Here is a 22476-nt window from a genome sequence, read left to right on the forward strand (position 1 = left end):
CACGTCGCGCGCGGCGCCGCCTGTCAGAAGAGCCCCACGGAGAAGTGGAGGGCGCCGTCGATCTCGTCGAGCTCTTCGCGCGGGGCCAGATTGAAGCCGTAGTCGAAGGCCAGGGGGCCGATGGGGGTGTTCACCCGCAGGCCGGCGCCGAGCCCGTAGCGGAGCAGCCGCGGGTCGAGGTTCACGTTCTTCGCGCGGATCCAGAGGTTGCCCGCGTCGAGGAAGATCCCGAGCTGGAGCAGATCGGTCAGCGGAATGCGCAGCTCGGCGCGCGGATTCACCATCACCGTTCCGCCGCGGGGGATGTCGTCCGTCGAGATCTGGACGTCGTCGTCCTCGGGGTCCTGATTCTTCGACAGCGCGTCTCTCGCCTCCTCCAGCCCGTCCTCGGGGTACAGCGACTCGGCGAGGTGCGAGCGGAGCGAGTCGACGCCGCCCATGAAGAACAGGCGGTCGGGATACGTGCCGCTGTTGGCCACGAGCGGGTGGATGTAGCCGCCCGACAGGCTCAGCGCGAGGACGGGCCCCCGACGCGCGAGCGGGATGTAGCCCGACACGCGGCCCGTGAACCGCAGGAAGTGGCTCTCGGGGAAGTCCGACTGGGACTCGCCCGAGGCGAACACGTCGAACGCGTCGACGTGCTCGACCCCGCCGGAGAGCAGGAATCCCCGGGTCGCGGCGAAGGGGGTGTCGCGGGTGTCCCAGGACGCGTCGATCCGCTGCGCCAGGGCGATGGTGCGGCCCTCGGGCATGCGCAGCTGATTGAGGATGTCCCGCTTCTCGGTGCCGACGGCGCCCTGGAAGAAGCCGACGTCGTTCAGCTCGGTCGAGACGGCGAGCTGCGTCGTCACGGCGCGCCGCGGGCGGTAGGTGAGCGCGGGGATGAGCGCCTGCTTCGTGAAGCCGAAGTCGAGCTGGTTGTCGCGCACGTCGATGCCCGACAGGGACAGGCTGACGAGCGGGCCGAGGCCGATGTCCGGGAGCGTGACCGCGATCGTGTTGCGGCGCTCCAGCTGATCGTCGTCGTCGAGCTCGTGGTAGTGGCGGCGCGCCGCCGGGTCGACGACCATGAACTCGAACAGGTAGCTGAGCTGGACGCGCATCGTGAGGCCGATGGCGAGGCCTCCGATGTTGCGGTGTCCGTACTCGAAGGCGAAGCGCACGCCCTCGCCGGTCGAGAACCCGATCTGCGGGTTCAGGTACTGCGGCAGCTGCTCGACCACGTGGATGACGACGCGCTTGTTCTTCTGCGGGACCTCCGGGTCCTCCAGCGAGATGGACACGCTGGAGAAGGGGCCGAGCGTGGCGATGCGCTCCTCGCTCAGGCGGGCCTGCGACTGCCGGAACGGCGCGCCCTCGCGGAGCAGCACGCGGCGGAGGATCAGCTGCTCGTCGGTCCGCACGGCGCCCTTGACGACGATGCCGGTGACCATCACCCGATCCCGCTCCGACACGATGAACCGCGCGCGGGCGCGCGTGCGGTCGGGCGAGGGCTCGATGGCCGTGCGGACCTCGGCGAACGCGTACCCGAGGTCGCGGTAGGCATCGAGGATGCGCAGCCGCGCGGCGTCGAGGTCGAGCGTCGAGAGCGGCTGGCCGACCTTCAGGTCCGCGACCTCGCTGAGCCAGCGCTCGCTGAACGGCCGCTCGTCGGCGCAGAAATCCCGATCCCGCTCGCTCAGGCCGGGCTGGCCGCAGAAGCCCTTGTTCCCCTCGAAGGCGAGATCGTAGAGCCGCGTCTGCGGACCGGGGTGGACCGGGATGCGGAGGGTCACCTCGGGGGCGCACGCGATGTGCCGCGCCGGGTCGGGCCGGCAGGTGAGGGCGGCGGGGACGGGCGGCTCGGGGAGGGGGAGGCCCAGCGCGTCGGTGCGGCACTGGGCCGTGACGCGCTCGGCGACCGGCTCGGGGATGCAGGCGCCCGGCTTCGATCTGCGCGAGCAGGTGGCGCGGAGCACCGAGACCGGACCGACGACGGCGTTCAGGTAGCCCTTGCTGAAGTAGAGGTCGCGCAGGTGCTTGAGGGCGCGCTCGTAGGTCTCCTGCGCGTACGTCATCGCCGGGATGAGCTCGACCGGCTTGGCCCGGCCGCCGGCGCCGCGGGTCGGGCCGAACAGGTCCGAGATGCCGCGCGGGTCGGGCATCGAGAAGGCGTCGGCGCCGGGCAGGTCCTCCTCGAGGAAGCTCTCGATCTCGCGGCCGAGGTCGTCCGGACTGAGGTCGCCGGTGAGGCAGGGAAAGACGCGCTTCGTGACGCGCACCTGCTCGTGCTCGCGGATGGTGAAGGTCAGGTAGCGGACCGGATCGTCCGGCTTGCCGCCGAGCGACGGGGTGACCTTGGCGTCGAGGAAGCCGCGGGCGACGTAGAACGCGGTGAGCCGGTCGGCGAGATCGTCCGGCTTCGTCTCGGTGGTCTCGCCGAGGCCGAGCGCGTCCTCGAGGGCGTCGTTATCGAAGGCGCGGTTGCCGTCGAAGGCGGGGACGATGCGCGCGCCCGGGTTGAGGTAGACGTAGAGGTAGTTGTTCGGGCCGACCGCGAGGACGCGGTGGGAGACCTCGGCGTCGTGAAAGCCGCTCCGGCGGAGGAGCTCGGTCATCTCGCGGTCGGCCTCGGCGAGGGCGGGCTCGTCGACGCGGGCGCCGACGCCGAGGCCGTAGCGCTCCTTGAGCGAGCCGAGCTCCCGGTGCGCGCGCGGGTCGGCGACGAAGACGCGCTGGGAGACGACGCGCGGGGCGCCGGCCTCGATGTCGAGGGCGAGGAGGATCTGCGACCGATCGTCGGTGTCGACCGCGCGGACCGTGACCGCGGCGGCGGGGTAGCCGTGCTCCGCGTAGAACGCGCGGACGCGGGGGCCGATCTCGGCGAGCGCCGCGGCGGTGATCTCGCCGTTCTCGGCGATGCCGGCGGCCTCGAGGGTGTTCTGCCGATCGAGCGCGCCGCCGGCGATCTGGATGGTGGCGATGAGCCGGCGCGGAACGACGAGGATCCGGAGCGCGGCGCCGTCCGGCAGGAGGTAGGCCTCGGCCGACGCGCGGGCGAAGTTGCCGGAGGCGAGCAGCTCGCGCATGGCGCGGCGCGCGGCGTCGGGGCTGAGCGGCTCACCGAGCTCGACGCTGGTGACCGGCGAGACGATGACCCAGCGGTCGCCCAGCGCGGCGACGTCGATGCGGACGATCGGCTTGCCGACGAGCTCTCCGAGGGCGAGCGGCTGCTGGAGCGACGGCACGTCGATGGGGTCGGTGCCGGCGTTGCCCGGGGGCCCGGCGGGTTCCGCGGGGCTGGGCTGACCCGGGTTGACCTGACCCGGGTTGGGGTTCGGCTGGGCCGGGTCGACCTGACCGGGGTTGAGCTGACCGGGGTTGGGGTTCGGCTGGGCCGGGCCGACCTGACCGGGGTTGGGGTTCGGCTGGGCCGGGCCGACCTGACCGGGGTTGGGATTGCTGACCCGACCCGGGTTGGGGTTGGGGTTGGCCCGACCCGGGTTGACCGGAACCTGGTTCGAGCCGCCGGCGTCCTCGTCGTCCACCTGGGCCACGCGCACGGGCGCCTGCTCGGCGCGCGCGGGGACGGCGAGCACACCGAGCGGCAAAAGGCCGAACGCCAGGGGAATGAGGACGGAGCGAAAGCGAGCCATCAGGCGCGGAGCGCCGGGGGACGAAAACGAAATGAACCGGCGCCGGCGTGCACGAGGAGCGCAGCGTAGCCCGGTTGGGCCGCGTTTTGGCAAGAGGCCGCCCGCGCGTCGACGTCGCCGGCGCGCCCCGCCCCGGCGACGTCGACGCGCGCCCGTCCCCCTCCGCCGCTCGCCGCGCCCCGTTCGCGCCCCAACACGGGACGCGCGAGCTCCAGCCCCCCGCAGGCCCAGGCCCCACCCGATCCACGCCTCGAGGCGCCGATGTGCGAGACGCGGGGCTCTCGGCGGGCGGACCTCGTGCTAGCGTCGCCGCCCGTGCGAGGCACCGGATGAAGGACCTGGCGATGCTTGTCGGCGCCGTGGCGCACGACCTCAAGGTGGTGACGCTGTGGGAGAGCCTGCGCGAGCACTTCCGTGAACATGGAATCCTGATTGATTTCGCGCTCTTCTCTACCTACGAGCGCCAGGTAGAGTCGCTGATCCGCGGGCACATCGACGTCGCCTGGAACAGCGCCATGTCGCACGTGCGGGTCAAGCGGCAGACCGAGGGCCGCTCCCGCTCGCTCGCCATGCGCGAGGTCGACCGCGACTTCCACAGCAAGCTCCTCGTCCGCCGCGACGCCGCGGTCGGCGCGCTCAGCGACCTCGAGGGCAAGGTGCTCGCGGTGGGGAGCGCCGACTCCGCGCACGCGCGCATCCTGCCGCTCCACTTCCTCCGGCAGGCGGGGGTGGCCGTCGACAAGATCCAGCTCATGCCGTTCGAGGTGGACCTCGGCAAGCACGGGGACACCGCGACGAGCGAGGTCCAGGCGCTCGCGGCGCTGCACGAGGGCAAGGCGCAGGCGGCCGCGGTCGGCGACGCGGTGTGGCTGGCCGAGCAGGCGAACGGCCACATCGACCTCCGCCGGGTCGACGTCCTCTGGACGACGCCGGCCTACGACTTCGCCATGTTCGACGCGCTGCCGGCGCTGCCCGAGGCCAAGGCCGAGGCGTTCCAGCGCGCGCTGCTCAGCATGACCTGGAAGAACCCGAAGCACCGGCGCATCTTCGAGCTCATGGGCCACAAGCAGTGGGTGTCCGGCCGCGACGACCGGTACGGCGCGCTCGACGCGGCCACCGCGGCGCTCGCCGCGGCCACCTGACGGCCGCCGCCCGGGCGTCACTCGAACTCGAGCCGCCACCGCAGGTCGGCGCCCAGGTTGCCGACCGGCGAGCTCGAGGCGTCGTTCGCGTTGTCGTACGACCCCTGCACGCTCATGCGGTCGCTGAGCTTCACCTCGACGCCCGCGCGCACCTGGCTGCCCTGCGAGAGCCCCGTCGTGACGTTGGCCCGCACCGCGTCCGTGATGCGCTTGCCCAGGGTCACCGTCGGCTCCGGCGCGCCGTTCTTCGACGAGTAGCCCGTGCCGAACCGGAACTCGTCGATGATCGGGACGATGGTCTTCACCGCCTTGTCCGCGCCGGTCAGCGACGAGAGCGCCTCGAGGCCCACGGTCTCGCCGAGCGACGACACCACCCCCTGGTTGAGCTCGGCGCGCGTCATCCCGAGCGTCAGGAGCAGGACGATGTCCTCCTGGCTGAGCGGCGGATCGCTCGTCAGGTTGAGCTGCAGGTTGTCGGCGTCGCCCTGCGCGTGCAGCTTGATGCGCCAGTGCCCGCTGGCGTTCGCGCCGGCGCCGATGCCCGCGCTCGCGGCCGCCGGCGCCTCCGCGCCGGCGGCCGGGTCCGCCGCGGCGCTGCTCATCGCCGTGTAGCGGCGGTACTCGCTCTCGGCGCGCACGTCGACCTTCGGGGCGATGCGGAACGGGTCGTCGAAGCGGACGTAGCCCTCCCGCACGTTGAACTCGGTGCTCCGCAGCATGAGCTTCGAGTCGGGCAGGATGCGCAGCGACCCGCGCGCGCCGAAGCGCTGGTTCGTGCCCGAGAGCTCGAGCCCCGTGGGCGAGACCTCGAGCCGCATGTCGGCGAGATCGTTCGAGAAGTGGAGCGGGTTCGGCGAGAGCACGACCACGTTGAACCGGACCGCGTCGGCGGCGGGGTCGTAGGTCTGCACCGTCGTCCGCTGGCGGCCCGTGAGGTCGCCGAGGTCCATGCTCATCAGGATCGGGCGCGTGTAGTTGAACGACGTGAGCGTGATCCTGCCCTCGACGTGCGGGAGGTTCTTCTCGCCCGACCCGTCGTCCTCGACGCCGGGCTGGAAGCGCGCCGTGAGGTTCGCGTTCGCGGTGAGGTTCACCCCGTCCGCGACCGGCAGCTTCACGCCGGTCGCCACGATCGAGGCCGTCGCCATGCCGAGGTTCAGGCCCCGCACCGGCATGTTCCCGACCGCGCTCACCGTGCCCGTGCCGACCCGCGCGGTCGCCCGCGTGAGCCGCACCAGGTCGTCGTCGATCGCGATCTCCACGTCGATGTCGTCGAGCGACACCGGCAGCCCCACGACGTCGAGCTCCCCCTCCTTGAGCGTCGCCGAGCCCGCGTAGCGCAGCCCCTGGAGGGGACCCGTGATCCGGACGTCGGCCTGCACCGTCCCCCGCGCGTGCCGGATCTGCGGGATGTCGGCGCTGAGCCTCGCCAGCTTCGTCGGGCTGACCCGGATCCCGACGTCGAGGTCCGGCGCGGTGAACACCCGCTTCACCTCGCCGGACGCGGTGAACGCGGCCGACAGGCGCGAGGCCGTGTGCGCCTCCATGTGGAGCTCCGGCACCGTGAGCGCGTTGCCCGCGAGGCGGATCGGCCCGCTCGGGGCCGTGAGGTGGACCCCCTGGCCCTCCCGCTCGAGCTTCAGCGCGCCCACGGTCAGCGTGAGCGCCGCCTGCTTCGGATCCGCGAGCGGGAGCCGCTCGATGTCGAGCGACGCCGTCAGCGTCCCCTTCGGCGTCGCCGCCGAGAACGCGACGCCCGGGATCAGGTTCGCGAGGGTGCCGAGGTCGAGCGCCTCCATGCGCACCTTGCCGTCCACGATCTTGCGCTGCTGGCGCGTGACGCGGACCCCTTCCAGCGCGACCTGCCCGCCGAAGAGCGAGCCGTTCGCGACGAAGGAGCCGTCGGGCAGGTCGCGGTCGAACTCCGCCGGGTCGAACGGCGCGCCGATCGGGTTGCCGCAGATCGGCGTCCTGCCGAGGACCTTGGGCGGCTTGTCCTGGGGCACGATCGTGAGCTCGACGCGCGACGGGGGCAGGCTCGCGTGCGAGCGCCGGATGCCGATGCGCGAGACGTGGACGTCCGCGAAGCCGGCCATCCTGCTCACGGTGCCGCCCAGGCTCGCCACGAGCGACACCGAGCCGTCGAACAGCGAGCCCGCCGGCCCGAGCGCGTCGATGCGCGTGAGCGGGAGGCCGCTCGCGATGACGCTCCCCTTCAGCGCGCCGCCGTGCGCGATGGACACGCTCGCCAGCACCGAGCCCGTGCCCTTGCGCAGCGACGCCGAGCGGACGTCGAGCCGCATCCCGTCGCCGCCGGCGGCCTGATCGTCCCAGATCAGGTTGACGTCGACCTCGCCCTCGTCGAAGCGCTCCTCGAGGAGCTCGATGCCGCTGAGCCGCATCCCGGCGCTCACGGCGAGGTAGCCGCCGCCGCAGCGGTCCTCGGGGCCGCCGAGCGCGAAGTGGGCCCGCGCCGTCCCGCTCGCGGTCGCCTTGTAGGCGACGTACCGCGGATCCTTCTCGAGGCGGAGCATCTCGAGCAGGTCGCGCGCGGCGAGGTGCGGCGCCTCGCGCGTGTCCACGGACGCGTCCACGACCACGACCCCCGACGAGCTGTCGAGCGGGCGGCCCTTCGGCAGGTTGCCCGCCGGGTCGAAGTCGACCTTGAGCGAGGGGACCCGCATGCGGCTCGCCCCGTGCCGCACCCGCGCGTTCTCGAGCGTCAGGGCGAGCGGCTCGAACGCGACCGGCGACGGCTCGAGGTCGCCGATGGGGAACCCGGCGAACACGAACTTCTCGATGCCGACCTCGCCCTTGAGCTTCGGGTGCGCGTAGGAGCCGTGCATCGAGGCGCTCATCGACGCGACGCCGGCGAGCTCGAGGTCGGCGAGCGGCGAGACCTCGGCGAGATCCACGCGCGAGCCCGGGTGGACCTCGACCCCGAGCTGGTCGTTGAAGCCGAGCGAGACGGTGGTCCGGAGGTGCGAGCTCGGCGTGTCGATCGAGAAGCCGGAGAGCACGACGGCGTTCGGCCGCACCTGGAACGAGCCGCGGACCGAGCCCTCCTTCACGCCCATCAGGCGCTGGCGGGCCGGGTCCTTGGTCGGGCGATCGAAGATGTCGAAGCCGCGCGTCTGCACGGCGAGCGGGCCCTCGAGGGAGAGCGGGACCAGCGTGCCGCCGAAGCGGTCGAACCGGCCCTCGCGCAGCGTCCAGGCGACGTGCGCCTGCGGGTGCACGCCGAGGTCGCGCAGGAGGCCGGGCAGCTCGATGTTGGCGAGGTCGATCGGCCCCGCGTGGAGCGGCACGCCCTTCTCGAACGGCTTGACCTCGGCGCTGGAGATCTTCAGCGTGCCGTCGGCCCAGGCGACGTCGGCGTCGGAGAGCTGCACGGCGTCGGGGGTCGTCGAGAGCTTGCCCGACAGGCGCGTCACGAAGACCCTGCCGTCGAGGCCCGGCTGGTCGAGCGCGAGCGTCCCCTTCACGCGCGGCAGCGCGAGGCCGAGCGGCGCGGCCGCCGCGTCGTACTCGGCGTCCACGTCGATCGCGACCGAGCCCGAGGCGGGCGGCAGGTTGACGAAGCGGTGCACGATCGGCACCGGCAGGCGCGCCCGCACGCGGCCCTCGATCCGGTGGGGCATGCCCCCGCCGAGGCCGACGGCGCGGAGGGCGCCGAGCTCGAGCTCCACCCGCCGCCAGTCGCTGCCCTGGAGCCCGCACGGCGGCGCGGTGCCGGGATCCGGATCGAAGTCGGCGGCGCCCTCCAGGATGAGCCGGCGGACGAGCGCGCGGTCCGGCTCGACGCTGATGCGCGTGTCGAAGCGGCAGATCACGTCCTCGTCGACGCTGTCCTCCTCGGCCTCGCGGCCGGGCGCGGGGTGCGTGTGCACGACCGAGACGAAGCCGGAGCGCATCGCGATCTCGAACACGCTGGACGGCTCGGCGGAGACGTCGACGTCGACCTCGCGGGCCTGGACGCGGACGTTGTCGATCGTCAGGTCGACCCGCGCGTCGGTGATGGCCACCGACGAGAGCGGCGCGCGGTCGAGCCCGCCGCCGCCGCTGCTCTTGCCGGTGTCGGGGAGCTTGAAGTTGCGGAGCTCCCCGTCCTTCACGACCGCGCGGACGCGCGGCCCGATGATCTCGACGTCGCCCGCGTCGATGCGCCCCGCGAGCAGCGAGAACAGGCGCGGGCGGATCGCCACGCGCTCCAGCTCGAGGAACGGCGCGCCGCCGTCCGAGGAGTCGACGACGAGGCGGTTCAGGCCGACCATCAGCGGCCAGGCCTGGACGCGCACGTCGTAGCGGGCCGTGATGCCGAGCTTGTTCTCCAGCAGCGCGGCCGTCTCGAAGGCCGCCCAGGCCCGCACCGTCTCGGTCCGCACGAGGAAGCCGACCGCGAGCGGGATCGCCCCGATCGCCGCGAACACGACGCACAGCACGCGCACGGCGAGGCGCCCCCAGTCCCTGCGGGCTCTCGGCGGGGAGCCCTTTCTCCTCGTGCCGTGCATCGGGGCGCAGCTTAGCTGATGCGCGGTCGAACGCTTACGTGGGCGGGGTGATCCTGTATCCGGAAAAGATTGGCGCGTGGTCGCTCGCGCCCTCGATCGACGGCCCGTGGGGGATCCGGATCGAGCGCGGGTCGAGCATCCGCCAGAGCAGCGGGTTGACCATCTGGTGGTCGATGAGCTCTAGCTGTCCGCGGAAGTCATACGTCCACTGGTCCGCGGGCGGCGCCGCGGCCGCGGCGTCCTCGAACGCGCCCGGGCCGGCGCCGGCGACGGCCTCGACCGGGGGGGAGCCGGGGACGTCGTTGAAGTCGCCGAGCACGGCGATCGCGGCGGTGGGGTGCTCCGCGGCGAGCGCGTCGGCGATGGCGCGGGCGCGCTGCGCCTCGGCGAGGCGCCGGTCGGGGTCGTCGGGCGCCGCCTTGGCCTTGAAGTGGACCCCCAGCAGGATGACCTTGCGGCCGCCCCGGGAGAGGTGGAGCTCGATGCAGTCGCGGGTGAACGTGTAGACGGGCCCCGATGTTCCGCGCAGCGTGAAGCGGTCGTCCCGGTGCGACACGACCTTGTCGAAGGGGATCTTCGACAGCGCGCCGACGTCGATCCCGCGCGGATCGTACGCCTCGACCAGCGCGGCGTGGGGGTACGCCCCGCCGAGCTCGATGCGGTTCAGGTCTTTGAGGACGCTGAGGTGCTCGACCTCCTGGAGCACCGCCACGTCGGGATCGAGCTCCTCGAGCACCGCCGCGATCGCCTCGCGTTTCTCGCGGTACTCCGCGGGGCTGAGCACGATCTCGGCGTCGCCCTCGGTGTCGTCCTTGTCGTTGAAGAAATCCTTGGTGTTCCACGTGACGATCGAGAGCGGCGCGTCCGGCGGCGGGTCGACCGGCCCGCCGCCGCCGTCCGAGCCGCCCGCGCCGTGGCCGCCGGCGCCCCCGGAGCCGCCCTCGGCCCGGCCGCCCGCGCCCTCGGCCCGGCCGCCCGCGCCCTCGGCCCGGCCGCCCGAGCCGCCGGCGCCGTGGCCGTCCGAGCCACCGACGCCCGCGCTGCCGGCGCCACCCGCGCCGCCCTCCCCCGCGGCCCCGCCGCCGCCCGCGTGTGACGGGGACGCCGTGAACGGCGAGCGGGTCTCGGCGGCGTCCCGGCAGCCGGCCACGGCCGTCGTCGCGACCGCGGCGGCCACGCCGAGCCATGCGCACCACGCGCCAAGGGGGCTCCGGACCATGGGGGGAAAGAGCTAGTGCGGGCGCCCGCGTCACGCCAGCTCGGAACCGTGCTCCGAGGGGGGTGCGCCGCGGGCGGCCGTGCGCTGCGCCACGTCAGCTCGCGGTGAGCTTGCGGTAGCGGATCTTGCGGGGCTCGGCGGCGTCGGCGCCGAGGCGGCGCTTCAGGTCGGCCTCGTAGTCGGCGTAGTTGCCCTCGAACCAGACGACCTTGCTGTCGCCCTCGAAGGCGAGGATGTGGGTCGCGATCCGGTCGAGGAACCAGCGATCGTGGCTGATGACCACGGCGCAGCCGGCGAAGTTGAGCAGCGCCTCCTCGAGCGAGCGGAGCGTGTCGACGTCGAGGTCGTTCGTGGGCTCGTCGAGCAGGAGGACGTTGCCGCCGCGGCGGAGGAGCTTGGCGAGGTGGAGGCGGTTGCGCTCGCCGCCGGACAGGTCGCGGACCTTCTTCTGCTGGTCGCTGCCGGCGAAGTTGAAGCTCGCGACGTAGGCGCGCGAGTTGACCTCGCGCTTGCCGACGAGCAGGCGGTCCTCGCCGCCGGAGATCTCCTGCCAGACGCTGTTGTTCGGGTTGAGGGCGTCGCGCGACTGGTCGACGTACGCGAGCTCCACGGTCTCGCCGATCCGGAGCGCGCCGCCGTCGGGCTGCTCCTGGCCCATGATCATGCGGAAGAGCGTGGTCTTGCCGGCGCCGTTCGGGCCGATGACGCCGACGATGCCGCCGCGCGGGAGCGAGAAGGTGAGGTCGTCGATGAGGACGCGATCGCCGAAGCCCTTGCGGAGGTGGTCGGCCTCGACGACCACGTTCCCGAGGCGCTTGCCGGCGGGGATGGCGATCTCGTTCTCCTCGACCTTCTTCGACTTGTCCTCGGCGAGGAGCGACTCGTAGGCGGCGAGGCGGGCCTTGCTCTTGGCCTGGCGGGCGCGCGGGGCCATGCGCACCCACTCGAGCTCGCGCTCGAGGGTGCGCTTGCGCGCGCTCTCCTGCTTCTGCTCGAGCTCGAGGCGCTTCTTCTTCTGCTCGAGCCAGCCGGTGTAGTTGCCCTCGTACGGGATGCCGGCGCCGCGGTCGAGCTCGAGGATCCAGCCGGCGACGTTGTCGAGGAAGTACCGGTCGTGGGTGACGGCGACGACGGTGCCGGGGTACTCGTGGAGGAAGCGCTCGAGCCAGGCGACGCTCTCGGCGTCGAGGTGGTTGGTCGGCTCGTCGAGGAGCAGGATGTCCGGCTTCTCGAGGAGGAGCCTGCAGAGGGCGACGCGCCGGCGCTCGCCGCCGGAGAGCTTTGTGACGTCGGCGTCGGGCGGGGGCAGCCGGAGGGCGTCCATGGCGCGCTCGACGACGCGGTCGATCTCCCAGCCGTTGGCGGCCTCGATCTTGTCCTGGAGGGCGGCGTACTCCTCGAGGAGCGCCTCCATGTCGGGGGGCGACTCGCCGAGCTTGGCGCCGATTTCCTCGAAGCGCTGGACGAGGGAGCGGACGTCGTGGACGGCCATCTCGACGTGCTCTTGGACGGTCTTGCCGGCCTCGAGCTGCGGCTCCTGGGGGAGGTAGCCGATGCGGATGCCGTCGGCGGGCTTGGCCTCGCCGAGGTACTCCTTGTCGACGCCCGCCATGATGCGGAGCAGGGTGCTCTTGCCGGCGCCGTTCGCGCCGAGGACGCCGATCTTCGCGCCCGGGTAGAAGGAGAGCCACAGGCCCTTGAGCACCTCCTTGTTCGGGGGGTGCACCTTCCGGACATCCTGCATCGTGAAGATGAATTGAGGCGCCACGGTATCTCCTGCGTGTGCGAGCCCGGCGGGCAGAGGGGAGCGGGGATGGGCGGGCGCTGGGTCGACCGCGCGTCGACCGAGCGGGCTCCGGCCGCGTTCGGGATCGGGGAGACCCGCGTATGCGAGATTGCCGGCTGTCGGTCAAGAGGGGTCGAGGGCGGGCGGCGGGGGCGGCGCTGGCGGGGCGGCGATCGCCGCTCGGCTCACACCGGGCGGCCTCTGCGGCCGAACGCTTGCCGCAGGACGGCGAGGTCGTTCCGGCCGACCTCGCGCGTGGCGACGAGGAGGGCGACGTAGACGAGGGCGACGGCGATCGCCTCGCCGAGCACGGCGATCTTGCCGAGCCACGGCAGCCGCGCGCCGACGGCGATCGCGGCGGCGAGCGCGACGCCCACGCGGAGCGCCGTCGCCGCGGGGACGAAGCCGCCGGCGGCGCGGTGGAGCAGGGCGCCGGCGACGACCGCGGCGGTGGCGAGGGCGAGCGAGGTGGCGGTCGCGGAGCTCACGAGCATGTCGGGGCCGAAGGCGGCGCGGGGCACGGCGACGGAGCAGCCGACGGCGACGAGGAGGACCGTGGCGGCGGTGAGCGCGGCGGCGACGCGCTCGCGGTGGAGGCTGGTGAGCGCGGCCGAGGCGACGCCGAGGATGGCGAAGGCGCCCATGCCGAGGGAGAGGACGCGGAGCGTGTCGCCGCCGCGGCTCCAGATCTCGACGGGGAAGGCGAAGCGCAGCACGTGCGGCGCGAGGCCCGAGATGGGGGCGACGAGGAGGCCGGTGAGCAGGAACGAGAGGCGGACGCCGGTCATGGCGTAGCGGCGGACCGCGGCGCGATCGTTCTCGGCGTGGGCGCGGGCGAGCATGGGGAAGAGGATGAAGGTGACGGAGAGGAGCAGCTGGTAGGGGAGGAACGCGAACAGCTGCGCGCCGCGGTAGACGCCGATGAGGTCGTCGGCGGCCCTGGCGCCGAGGGCGAGGCCGTTCGTGGCCTGGCCGAGGAAGCGGCGGAGGAGGAAGAAGTCGGTCTGGAGCAGGAAGTTGAGGAAGGTCTGCGAGACGGCGAGGGGCAGGAGGAAGACGAGGTGCTCGCGGATCGAGGGGCCGGCGCTGCCGGGGCGTCCGAAGCCGGTCTTGAGGGCCGCGAGGGGGACGATGATGGCGGCGGCGGTGACGAAGCCGGCGATGGCGCCGAGGACGCCGCTCTGGCCGGCGCGAAGGAAGAGGAGGGCGCCGGCGGCGACGCTGGCGGTGCGGAGGGCGCCGTAGCCGATGTCGAAGCCGGCCTGGGTGAGGAAGCGGCGCTGGCCATTGAGGGCGCCGACGAGCGGGGCGTAGAGGCCGTAGAGGAGGACGATGGCGGCGGCCAGGCGGAGCGGGCCGGCGACGTGCGGGGCCTCGGAGAAGTCGGCGATGGAGCCGGCGAGGAGCGCGAAGGCCGAGGAGACGGCGATGGCGAGGACGGCGTGGAGGGCGAGGGTGCGGCGGAAGGCCTCGGCGGCGTCGCGGTCGGCGACGCTGGAGACAGCGCGGGAGACGCCCTGGATGCCGGTCGCGACGATGACGTTGTTGACGACGCCGACGCCGGCGAAGACGACGGAGACGGCGCCGTAGCCGTCGGTGCCGAGCAGGCGGGGGAGGATGAGCTGCTGGACGAAGCCGAAGACGATGAAGGAGACCTTGGCGCCAGCGATGGCGAGGCCGCCGCGGCCGGCGGAGCGGGCGGTGGAGGGGGCGGGAGAGGGCGCGGCGGGGGACGGGGCGGCCTGCGCGGGGTCCGGGGGGGCCTGCGAGGGGGCGGGGGCTTCGGGCGGCGGGAGGGGCTCGGCGGCGCGCGACACGGCGCGGTTCTCGCAGAAGCACGCCAGACGGGCAATCTCGCGGGAGCGGGCGAGGGGGAAGGCGAAGCGCGGACAGGATGAGGAGGGGAGGGAGCGGGCGAGCTCACGCGCGTGTCACCAAAGTGAAGCGCGGTGCGGATTCGCTTGACGGGAAGGGCTGGCCGACTATTCTCGCGCCCGTCTCCGACGCATTCCAGCTTAGCTCAGTTGGTAGAGCAGGCGGCTGTTAACCGCCGGGTCGCTGGTTCGAGTCCAGCAGCTGGAGCCACTCTTCATCTCCTTGCGAACTTCGCAGCGACGCGCGGTTCACGGAGCGCACCAGGTACATGCCTCGGGGGCTTCGTCTTTTCTCCCGCGCCCACGTTCCGCGTGACGGGTCTCGCAGGCCGCGCCGGTTCGGTGGTAGACCGTCCGGCCGATGCGGACGCTCTTCCGGCGCCCTGGGCTCTGGATCCTGATCGCGTTGCTCGCGGCCTCCACGATCGTGATGGCGGTGCGCGCGCGTGGACCCAAGGTGAAGGTCGCCGTGGCCGCCCGAAAGGCGCTCGAGCAGCGCGTCGTCGCGAGCGGGCGGGTGAGGGTGCCGACGCGCGTTCAGGTCGCGGCGCAGGTCCCGGGCCTCGTCGTCGCGGTCGGCGCCATCGAGGGGCAGCGCGTGAAGGCGGGCGATCTCCTCGTGCAGATCGACGATGCCGAGGCGCGCGCGGCGGTGTCGCAGGCGAAGGCCGCCGTCGACCAGGCGAGCGCGCGCGTCGAGCAGCTCCGCCGCGTCGGCGCGATCGTCGCGACGGAGGCGCTTCGTCAGGCGGAGACGAACCTCGAGCGTGCCGAGGTCGAGCTCGCGCGGGTGCGAGAGCTCTCGGCGTCGGGGGCGGTCGCTCAAGCCGATCTCGACAACGCCCGACAGAGCGTCGAGCTCGCGCGCGCGCAAAAGGTCGCGGCGGAGGCGCAACGCATCGCGTCCACCCCGATGGGCGCGGACTCCCGCGTCGCGCTGACCGCGCTCCTCCAGGCGCAGGCGCAGCACGTCGGCGCGACCGTTCGCCTCGAGCAGACGCGGATCGTGGCGCGCCAGGACGGCGTCGTGCTCACGCGCTCCGTGGAGCCCGGCGACGTGGTGCAGCCGGCGCGAACGTTGATGGTGCTCGCCGCGGACGGGAGCCCGCAGCTCGTCTTCCAGCCCGATGAGCGGAACCTCGCGTGGATCGCGCTGGGGCAGAAGGCGCGCGCGTCCGCGGACGCCTATCCGCAACAGGTGTTCGACGCCGAGGTGAGCTACATCGCGCCTTCCATCGATCCGCAGAGGGGCAGTGTCGAGGTGCGCCTCGCGGTGCCGAGCGCGCCGCCCTTTCTCTTGCCCGACATGACCGTCTCCGTCGATCTCCTGGTCGCCCGGCGGGAGAATGCGCTCGTCGTTCCGAGCGACGCCGTGCGCGACGCGGCGACGCCGGCGCCCTGGCTGTTCGCGGTCGAGGGCGATCGCCTCGTGCGCAAGGACGTGAAGCTGGGCATCCGCGGAGAGGGCGCCGTCGAGGTCGTCGAGGGCCTCGCCGAGGGGAGCGTCGTCGTGTTGCCCGACGGACGGGTCCATGCGCCGGGCCAGCGCGTGCGCGCGGAGCTCGATTGAGATGCCGTTCGAGTGGTTCGTGGCGCTCCGTTACCTGCGCGACGCGAAGGGGCAGACCGCGCTGATCCTCGCGGCGGTGTCGGTGGGCGTGAGCGTGATTGTCTTCCTCTCCGCGCTCATCAACGGCCTCCAGACATCGCTCATCGACAAGACGCTCGGCTCGCAGCCGCACATCACGTTGCAGGTGCCGCGCGAAGCGCCGCGTCCGCTCGTCGATCCCTCGCACGATCGCGCCGTCGCGCGCTCCGTGCAGCCCGCGCCGCAGCGCCTTCGCTCCATCGACCAGTGGCCGCTCGTCATGGCCGACGCGGAGCGCACCGCCGGCGTCATCGCCGCGTCGCCGGCGATCGTGGGCGCCGGCTTCGCCGTCCGCGCCGAGGCGAAGAACGCCATCGTCGTGCGCGGCGTCGATCCCGAGCGCTTCCTCGCGATCATCGACGTCCGGAAGCGCATGCGCGCGGGCCGGTTCGACGTCGCCGGGGGCGACGCGGTCATCGGCGCCGTGCTCGCGAACGAGCTCGGCGTCGGCGTCGGCGACAAGATCCGGATCACGACCACCGAAGGGATCGACGATGTCGTCGCGATCACGGGCGTCTTCTCGCTCGGCAACGAGGCGGTCGACAAGACCTGGGTGATTACGTCGCTCCGGAGGGCGCAAACGCTCTACGCGCTCCCCGGCGGGGCGACCTCGATCGAGCTCAAGGTTGCCGACGTGTTCGCCGCCGAGGCCGTCGCCGGCGAGCTGCGCGGGAGGACGGGGCTGAAGGCGGACAGCTGGATGAAGATCAACGCCGAGCTGCTCACCGGCCTCTCGGCGCAGAGCAGCTCGAAGAGCATGATCCAGTTCTTCGTCGTCCTCGCGGTCGCGCTCGGAATCGCGAGCGTGCTCATCGTGTCTGTCGTCCAGAAGTCGCGGGAGATTGGCATCCTCCGCGCGGTCGGCACGTCGCGGGGCCGCGTCCTGCGCATCTTCCTGATCCAGGGCGCGGTCCTCGGGCTCCTCGGGTCGTTGGTCGGATCGGCGCTCGGGGCGCTCCTGTCGAAGCTCTTCGAGGGCCTCGTGCGCGGGCCCGACGGCGCCCCGAAGTTTCCCGTGCAGCTCGATCTCGAGCTCTTCGTGCTCGCGACCGCCCTCGCTATCGGCGTGGGGCTCCTCGCGGCCGTGCTCCCCGCGCGGAGCGCATCAAGGCTCGATCCGGCGTCGGCGATCCGCAATGGCTGATGCGCTGCTCGTCGTCGAAGGCGCGGTGAAGGAATACGGCGAGGCCGTCGTCACGCGCGCGCTCGATGGAGTCGATCTCCGGCTCGAGAAGGGCGAGTTCGCCGCGCTGATCGGTCCGTCCGGCTCCGGCAAGAGCACCCTGCTCAACATCATCGGCCTGCTCGATCGGCCGACGCGCGGGCGCGTGGTCGTCGACGGCAAGGACACGACGGGGCTCGACGAGGCGAGCCTCACCAGGCTTCGCGCGCGGACGCTCGGCTTCGTGTTCCAGTTCCACCACCTCTTGCCGATGTTCACCGCGCTCGAGAATGTGATGCTGCCCGCCTGGGGCGACGAAGGATTCCCATCGTCGGCCATGAAGGAGCGCGCGGCCGAGCTGCTCCGAGCGGTGGGGCTCGCCGACCGGATGAACTTCAGGGCGACCGCGCTGTCGGGCGGCCAGCAGCAACGCGTGGCCATCGCGCGCGCGCTGTCGCGCCGACCGCCGCTCGTCCTCGCCGACGAGCCGACGGGGAACCTCGACAGCGAGTCGTCGGCGGAGGTCTTCGCGTTGATGCGCCGATTCAACCGCGAGCTCGGAACGACGTTCCTCGTCGTCACGCATGATCCGCGCATCGCGGAGAAGTGCGACCGCGTGATCGAGATCGTCGACGGGCGCATCGCCAACGACCGCGCGTGAGGGGCATCCAGGCGTCGCACCGCGACGCAGCCCGGCGCCTCGCTCAGTAGTACTGGCGGATGTAGCCGTAGGCGCGCTTGAAGATCTCCGCATCCTGGTGGAGCTGGTACTTGAGCAGGCTCTTCCGGAGAGCCTTCTTCACCTCGCGCCCGCCAGCTGCCGTGTTCTGCCAGCCAGGGAAGCGGACGAGCCGCACGATCCCGTCGATGTCAGCGATTACGCGCTCGATCATCACGGGGTCTTTTGGCACCTCGATCTGGCCGACGTGACGCGCGCCGAGGCCGAGCGCGGGATGGCGATGCTCAAGAGGCTGGTTGGCTGAGCGTCGCTATCCACCGAGGGCTTGTACGCGACCGGGCTGCCGCGACGCGGAAGCTCGGGGGCGCACCTGGGTGAGGGTGGTCACGATCCTCAGGGGCCCTGGCGGCCGCCGTCGCCCATGGCGTGTCGGACGATCGACCTATGTAACCTATTGGTTTCACGTGCTATTTTAGGCGTCGCGCTGCCGGCTGAGAAAAATGTGCTCGGCCATGTCGATCTCGCCCAGCGTCGTTCGTCGCCTGTACGAGCAACCCCGCCGGCGCCCAGGGCGTCGCAGCGAAAGGACACGACGATGAAGGTCATGGTGATCGTGAAGGCGACGAAGAACAGCGAAGCAGGCATCATGCCGAGCGAGAAGCTCCTGACCGAGATGGGCAAGTACAACGAGGAGCTCGTCAACGCCGGCCTCATGCTTGCTGGCGACGGCCTCCACCCGAGCGCGAAGGGCAAGCGCATCAGGTTCGCCGGGAGCCAGCGCACCGTCGTCGACGGTCCGTTCTCCGAGACGAAGGAGCTCATTGCCGGCTTCTGGATCTGGCAGGTCCGGTCGATGGAGGAGGCCGTCGAGTGGGCGCGTCGTTGCCCCGATCCGATGCCGGGTGAGGAGGCCGAGCTCGAGATTCGCCCGATCTTCGAGGCGGACGACTTCGGCAAGGAGTTCACCCCGGAGCTCCGTGCTCGGGAGGAGCGCCTCCGCGCGGAGATCGAGCGGCAGCAGAAGGCGTAGGTCACGGCCGCGCGCGAGCCGAGCACGCACGCGAAAGGCTGTCGATGCCCCGTGGCGCATTGACACCGCCCCCGCCGTGAGCGCGAAGCACGGCCACTGAACCGTGAAGTACGGCTCTGACGGGCGCGACTTCCGGCTGATGTAGAGGTTCGGGAGCACCGTCGTGAACTCCCTCTGTGCCAACGTCGGGTGAGACAGGCTCCCCCCCTGGAAATCTGTGTGAGAGGGCGAAGAATGGACCTGACCCGTGCCGAAGCCTTCTCATCTCCGATCCGCCGATCCTACCCCCGCCCCAGCGGCGCAGGGCGCTGCTCCCCGCCCGAGTGGCGTCGCCGTTGAGACTGTGCCGACGCCGGGTCGACTGGCAGCAGCAACGGTGCCGGTGGGAGGGGTTGAAAGCGCGGCTGCTGGCGGGGGCCGGCTGCCGGCACCGCTTCACGCCGCCCCGCCGCAACCGGGAAGCGCCAACACGGCGGCTGCGAGCGATCCCTTCGGAAGGCTTAGCGGGCTCGCCGCTTCAGTCGCTTCATCGAGCACCTCGACGTTTAGCGCCCGCAGCGTGCTCTGCGCCTTTCGCAGGAGCAGGTCGAGCGCCTTGTGCGCCTTGCGGATCTCGTCGCTGATGCCCTCGACGTTCTTGCGGATCGTGTCGCTGTGCTTCTCCATCTTCTCGAGCCGCGATAGCTCGTCCTCGATGCGCGCCTCGATGTCGCGCAGGGCGGTGATGTCGCCGGCATCACCCGCGGTCTTGGTGCGCGTGACGAGGCCGATACCCAGCAAGATGGCCGCGTGCAGGTACGCGTCGGTGGTCGGGTCCTGGTCATCCCAGACGACGAGCACGTTGTTCCCGTAGCGCGCGAAGCGCGGGAACACATCGCTCGCGTGCGACCGCGCCATCACGAACACGCCCGCGGCCGCGTCACGGTTTTTGCGAGCCGCATCGAGCTCGTCGAGCGCCTTTTGCACCGCGTACCCCGCGTCGCGCTTGGCCTCGAACACGACGCCGGCACCGGCGAACGCGCTCTCCTCGGTGAACCGCACGACCGCGTCGCCCTTCTTGCTCCGACCCACGCCCGCGGTCGCTCCGGTGGCTTCGAAGACACACGGCGCCCCCTGGGTCGCCGCGCGCACGAACGAGAGGACCGCGTCCTCGAACACGAGCCCGCCGCGCGTGCTCTTCTGGTCCTGCGAGCGCTTGAGCTCGATGCGCACCAGCGCCTCTCGGACCTCCTTCTCGAACTGCACCTGCCGCTCCTCCTGGCGCTTGGCAAGAGCCAGCTGTGCCGTCGATTGCTCCTCTAGCAGCTTCGTCAGGCTCGCCTTCAAGAGCGCCATCGGCGACGACGGCGCGTCAGGGTTCACGGCCGCGAGCACGTCCTGACGCGCACGATGCGTCTCACGAACCAAGCGGCTCAAGAGCGACTGCTCGTCGTTCGCATCGAGGGCGGCGAGGGCAGTGGAGAGCTGCATCTGGCGATCCTCGTCGGCGCCCTTCAGCTCCTCGCGGAGGCTCTTGAGGAACCGCGAGACCGCACCATCCTCTGCGAGCGGGTCGAGGGCGCGGACCAGCTCGGCGTGCCCTTCGCTCATGACGGCGCGGAGCTGGGCCTCGAGCACCTTCACGAGGCCCGTACTGTCGGTGGGGCTCAGCTTCCTGAAGAGCGGGCTGGTCTCGCCGACCTGCTTCGCCAGCGCTTCGGCGAGCACGCTGTTCTGCGGTCCGAGGTACTTTTCGAGGAGCCGCGCGAGCACGCCGTGGTCATCGACGAATGCCGAGAGCCGCTGCGTCACCTGACCGTCCTTCGGATCGAAGTAGCGGGTCAGGACGGCGCCGATCGTCTGCTGCTGCTGTTCGACGTAGAGGCGAAGCTGCCGGTCGATGTCGCCGACGAGCGCCGCGCCGACGTCCTTCAGCTTCGACTCCTGCGCCGCCGCGTGGGCGTTCGCGAGAGCGCGCAGGCCGATGGCCCATGCGTCGTGGGCGAGCTGGTCGCGGCTTGCCTCGTCGAGCTCCCCGAAGAGCGCGAGGCTGTCGGGACGGCGGTCGCGCAGATCGAGGGCCACCTCGTCGGTGGCGAAGACGACGCAGACCGAGAGGGGCTGGGTGCCAATCATGTTCGTCATGCCGGCCCACCATTGCGGCCATCGTGCCAACGCCCGCCCGCTCGTTCAGGCCAGGCAGGAGCAGGGAAATCCCGCCACTTCGGAGACTGCGCGAACAAGGCTCCTTGTGCCAGCGCAAGATGTCTTGTATCGTCCCGCTGTGCGCAAGGTCCTCGTGGCATGGATCGGAAAGACCGACCTACGGGCCCCCACCGAAAGCCAGCTGGTGGGCCTGGGACCGATCGCGCAGGCCCTCGACGGACGAGCCTTCGACGAAGCCTTCCTGCTCTCCGACTACGACGACGAGGTCATCCAGCCCTACGTGAAGTGGCTGCGCAAGCGGTCCTCGTCGCGCGTCGAGGTGCTCTACGAGAAGCTCTCCGGTCCGACGCAGTTCGGCGAGATCTACCAGGCCGCCGTGCGCGGCATCGAGCGCGCGCTCGGTGATCGCCGACGCGAGACGGCGCTCGCGCTCCACCTGAGTCCGGGCACGCCCGCGATGGCGGCGGTATGGATCATCCTTGGGAAGACGCGCTTCCCCGCCGAGCTGATCGAGTCGTCGCGAGAGCACGGCGTCCGCACCGCCTCGGTTCCCTTCGACCTTTCGGCAGAGTTCCTGCCCGACCTCTTGCGCGAGCCCGACGAGCGCCTGCGCCAGACGAGCGGGGGGGAGCCTCCGGAAGCCCCGGAATTCGCCGACATTATCCACAAGAGCCGCGTCATGGACCGGCTCATCCAGCGCGCCCGACGCGTCGCCATCCGGAACGTCCCCGTGCTCATCGAGGGCGAATCCGGCACAGGCAAGGAGATGCTCGCACGTGCGATCCATCGCGCGAGCCCGCGCCGAGACCGGCCCTTCATCGCGGTGAACTGCGGAGCGATCCCCGCCGAGCTCGTGGAGTCCGAGCTGTTCGGTCACGAGAAGGGGGCGTTCACTGGGGCCACGCAGCAGCGCAAGGGGCACTTCGAGGCGGCCGACGGCGGCACGCTCTTCCTCGACGAGCTGGGCGAGCTGCCCGGTCCCGCGCAGGTGAAGCTGCTGCGCGCCATCCAGGAAGGAGAGGTGGTCCGCCTGGGCGCCAGCAAGGCGACGAAGGTCGACGTGCGCATCGTCGCTGCCACCAACCGCACGCTGACCGACGAGATCGCTTCCGGCCGCTTTCGCGAGGATCTCTTCTACCGACTCGCCGTTGCCGTTCTGAACATCCCTCCGCTGCGCGAGCGCTCGGGCGACCTCGGTGTCCTCATCGACCGCCTGCTCGCGCAGGTGAACCAGGAGGCGGCGACCGAGCCAGGCTTCAAGGAGAAGAAGATTTCTACAGGCGCAAGGAATCTTCTTCTGTCGCACCCCTGGCCCGGCAACGTCCGGGAGCTCCTGAACACCCTTCGCCGCGCCGCAATCTGGAGCGACGCCGCCGTGATCTCCTCCGAAGATGTGCGCGAGGCGCTCCTACCCACGGCTCCCGCGGCGAAGCAAGACGTGCTCGGGCGCCCCCTTGGAGGCGGCCTCAATCTGCCGGATCTCATGAGAGATGTCGCGCGCCACTACCTCGGGCGCGCGATGGACGAGGCGCACGGCAACAAGACCAAGGCCGCGGAGCTGGTGGGCTTGCCCAGCTACCAGACGCTGACGAACTGGCTCGCGAAGTACAAGGTGCAGAGCTGATGGCACGGATGTTGATAGGGA

General features: G+C 71.6%; 12 protein-coding genes, 1 tRNA gene and 1 pseudogene. 7 read left to right on the forward strand and 7 right to left on the reverse strand.

Going from position 1 to position 22476, the window contains the following annotated elements:
- Window positions 1-23: 23 nt before the first annotated feature.
- On the reverse strand, window positions 24-3635 hold the full coding sequence (locus WMF33_RS08020) for a POTRA domain-containing protein (RefSeq protein ID WP_437336585.1): 3612 nt from the start codon (window positions 3633-3635) through the stop codon (window positions 24-26).
- A 329-nt stretch (window positions 3636-3964) separates the two neighbouring features.
- Between WMF33_RS08020 and WMF33_RS08025 the strand changes: the two genes are divergently transcribed.
- On the forward strand, window positions 3965-4777 hold the full coding sequence (locus WMF33_RS08025) for a phosphate/phosphite/phosphonate ABC transporter substrate-binding protein (RefSeq protein ID WP_437336586.1): 813 nt from the start codon (window positions 3965-3967) through the stop codon (window positions 4775-4777).
- Window positions 4778-4794: 17 nt separating this feature from the next.
- On the opposite strand, the gene WMF33_RS08030 is transcribed toward WMF33_RS08025, so the two are convergent.
- From WMF33_RS08030 to WMF33_RS08045, 4 genes are all read right to left on the reverse strand, one after another.
- Entirely contained in the window at window positions 4795-9288 is a 4494-nt protein-coding gene (locus tag WMF33_RS08030; protein WP_437336587.1) for a translocation/assembly module TamB domain-containing protein, read from the reverse strand.
- A gap of 34 nt (window positions 9289-9322) precedes the next feature.
- Window positions 9323-10507 carry an endonuclease/exonuclease/phosphatase family protein gene (locus WMF33_RS08035; RefSeq protein WP_437336588.1) on the reverse strand — a complete coding sequence of 395 codons (1185 nt, stop codon included), beginning with the start codon at window positions 10505-10507 and terminating at the stop codon, window positions 9323-9325.
- Between the two features lie 94 nt (window positions 10508-10601).
- Complete coding sequence (gene ettA / locus WMF33_RS08040) at window positions 10602-12275, reverse strand: energy-dependent translational throttle protein EttA (RefSeq protein ID WP_437336589.1); 1674 nt, start codon at window positions 12273-12275, stop codon at window positions 10602-10604.
- A gap of 203 nt (window positions 12276-12478) precedes the next feature.
- Complete coding sequence (locus WMF33_RS08045) at window positions 12479-14110, reverse strand: lipopolysaccharide biosynthesis protein (RefSeq protein WP_437336590.1); 1632 nt, start codon at window positions 14108-14110, stop codon at window positions 12479-12481.
- A 192-nt stretch (window positions 14111-14302) separates the two neighbouring features.
- On the opposite strand from WMF33_RS08045, the gene WMF33_RS08050 reads away from it, so the two are divergent.
- The 4 genes from WMF33_RS08050 to WMF33_RS08065 all read left to right on the forward strand — a co-directional run bounded on the left by WMF33_RS08050 (window position 14303) and on the right by WMF33_RS08065 (window position 17638).
- Window positions 14303-14378: transfer RNA gene (locus tag WMF33_RS08050), tRNA-Asn, on the forward strand.
- Window positions 14379-14528: 150 nt separating this feature from the next.
- Window positions 14529-15737, forward strand: coding sequence for an efflux RND transporter periplasmic adaptor subunit (locus tag WMF33_RS08055; RefSeq protein WP_437336591.1), 1209 nt, complete (start codon window positions 14529-14531; stop codon window positions 15735-15737).
- A 1-nt stretch (window position 15738) separates the two neighbouring features.
- Window positions 15739-16959, forward strand: coding sequence for an ABC transporter permease (locus WMF33_RS08060; RefSeq protein ID WP_437336592.1), 1221 nt, complete (start codon window positions 15739-15741; stop codon window positions 16957-16959).
- On the forward strand, window positions 16952-17638 hold the full coding sequence (locus WMF33_RS08065) for an ABC transporter ATP-binding protein (protein WP_437336593.1): 687 nt from the start codon (window positions 16952-16954) through the stop codon (window positions 17636-17638). The genes WMF33_RS08060 and WMF33_RS08065 overlap by 8 nt, the downstream gene beginning before the upstream one ends.
- A gap of 43 nt (window positions 17639-17681) precedes the next feature.
- Here WMF33_RS08065 and WMF33_RS08070 read toward each other — a convergent pair.
- Window positions 17682-17876: pseudogene (locus tag WMF33_RS08070) on the reverse strand (hypothetical protein); the annotation flags it as partial.
- Between the two features lie 375 nt (window positions 17877-18251).
- Here WMF33_RS08070 and WMF33_RS08075 point away from each other — a divergent pair.
- Window positions 18252-18686 carry a YciI family protein gene (locus WMF33_RS08075; protein ID WP_437336594.1) on the forward strand — a complete coding sequence of 145 codons (435 nt, stop codon included), beginning with the start codon at window positions 18252-18254 and terminating at the stop codon, window positions 18684-18686.
- 435 nt (window positions 18687-19121) lie between these two features.
- On the opposite strand, the gene WMF33_RS08080 is transcribed toward WMF33_RS08075, so the two are convergent.
- Window positions 19122-20810 (reverse strand): hypothetical protein, encoded by a 1689-nt coding sequence (locus WMF33_RS08080; protein ID WP_437336595.1) that lies wholly within the window; start codon window positions 20808-20810, stop codon window positions 19122-19124.
- On the opposite strand from WMF33_RS08080, the gene WMF33_RS08085 reads away from it, so the two are divergent.
- Entirely contained in the window at window positions 20800-22455 is a 1656-nt protein-coding gene (locus WMF33_RS08085; RefSeq protein ID WP_437336596.1) for a sigma-54 interaction domain-containing protein, read from the forward strand. The two genes, WMF33_RS08080 and WMF33_RS08085, sit on opposite strands and share 11 nt — an antisense overlap.
- The last annotated feature ends 21 nt before the right edge of the window (window positions 22456-22476 follow it).

Origin of the sequence: Sorangium sp. So ce394 (assembly GCF_051474665.1) — a bacterium.
Lineage (GTDB): Bacteria > Myxococcota_A > Polyangia > Polyangiales > Polyangiaceae > Sorangium > Sorangium cellulosum_D.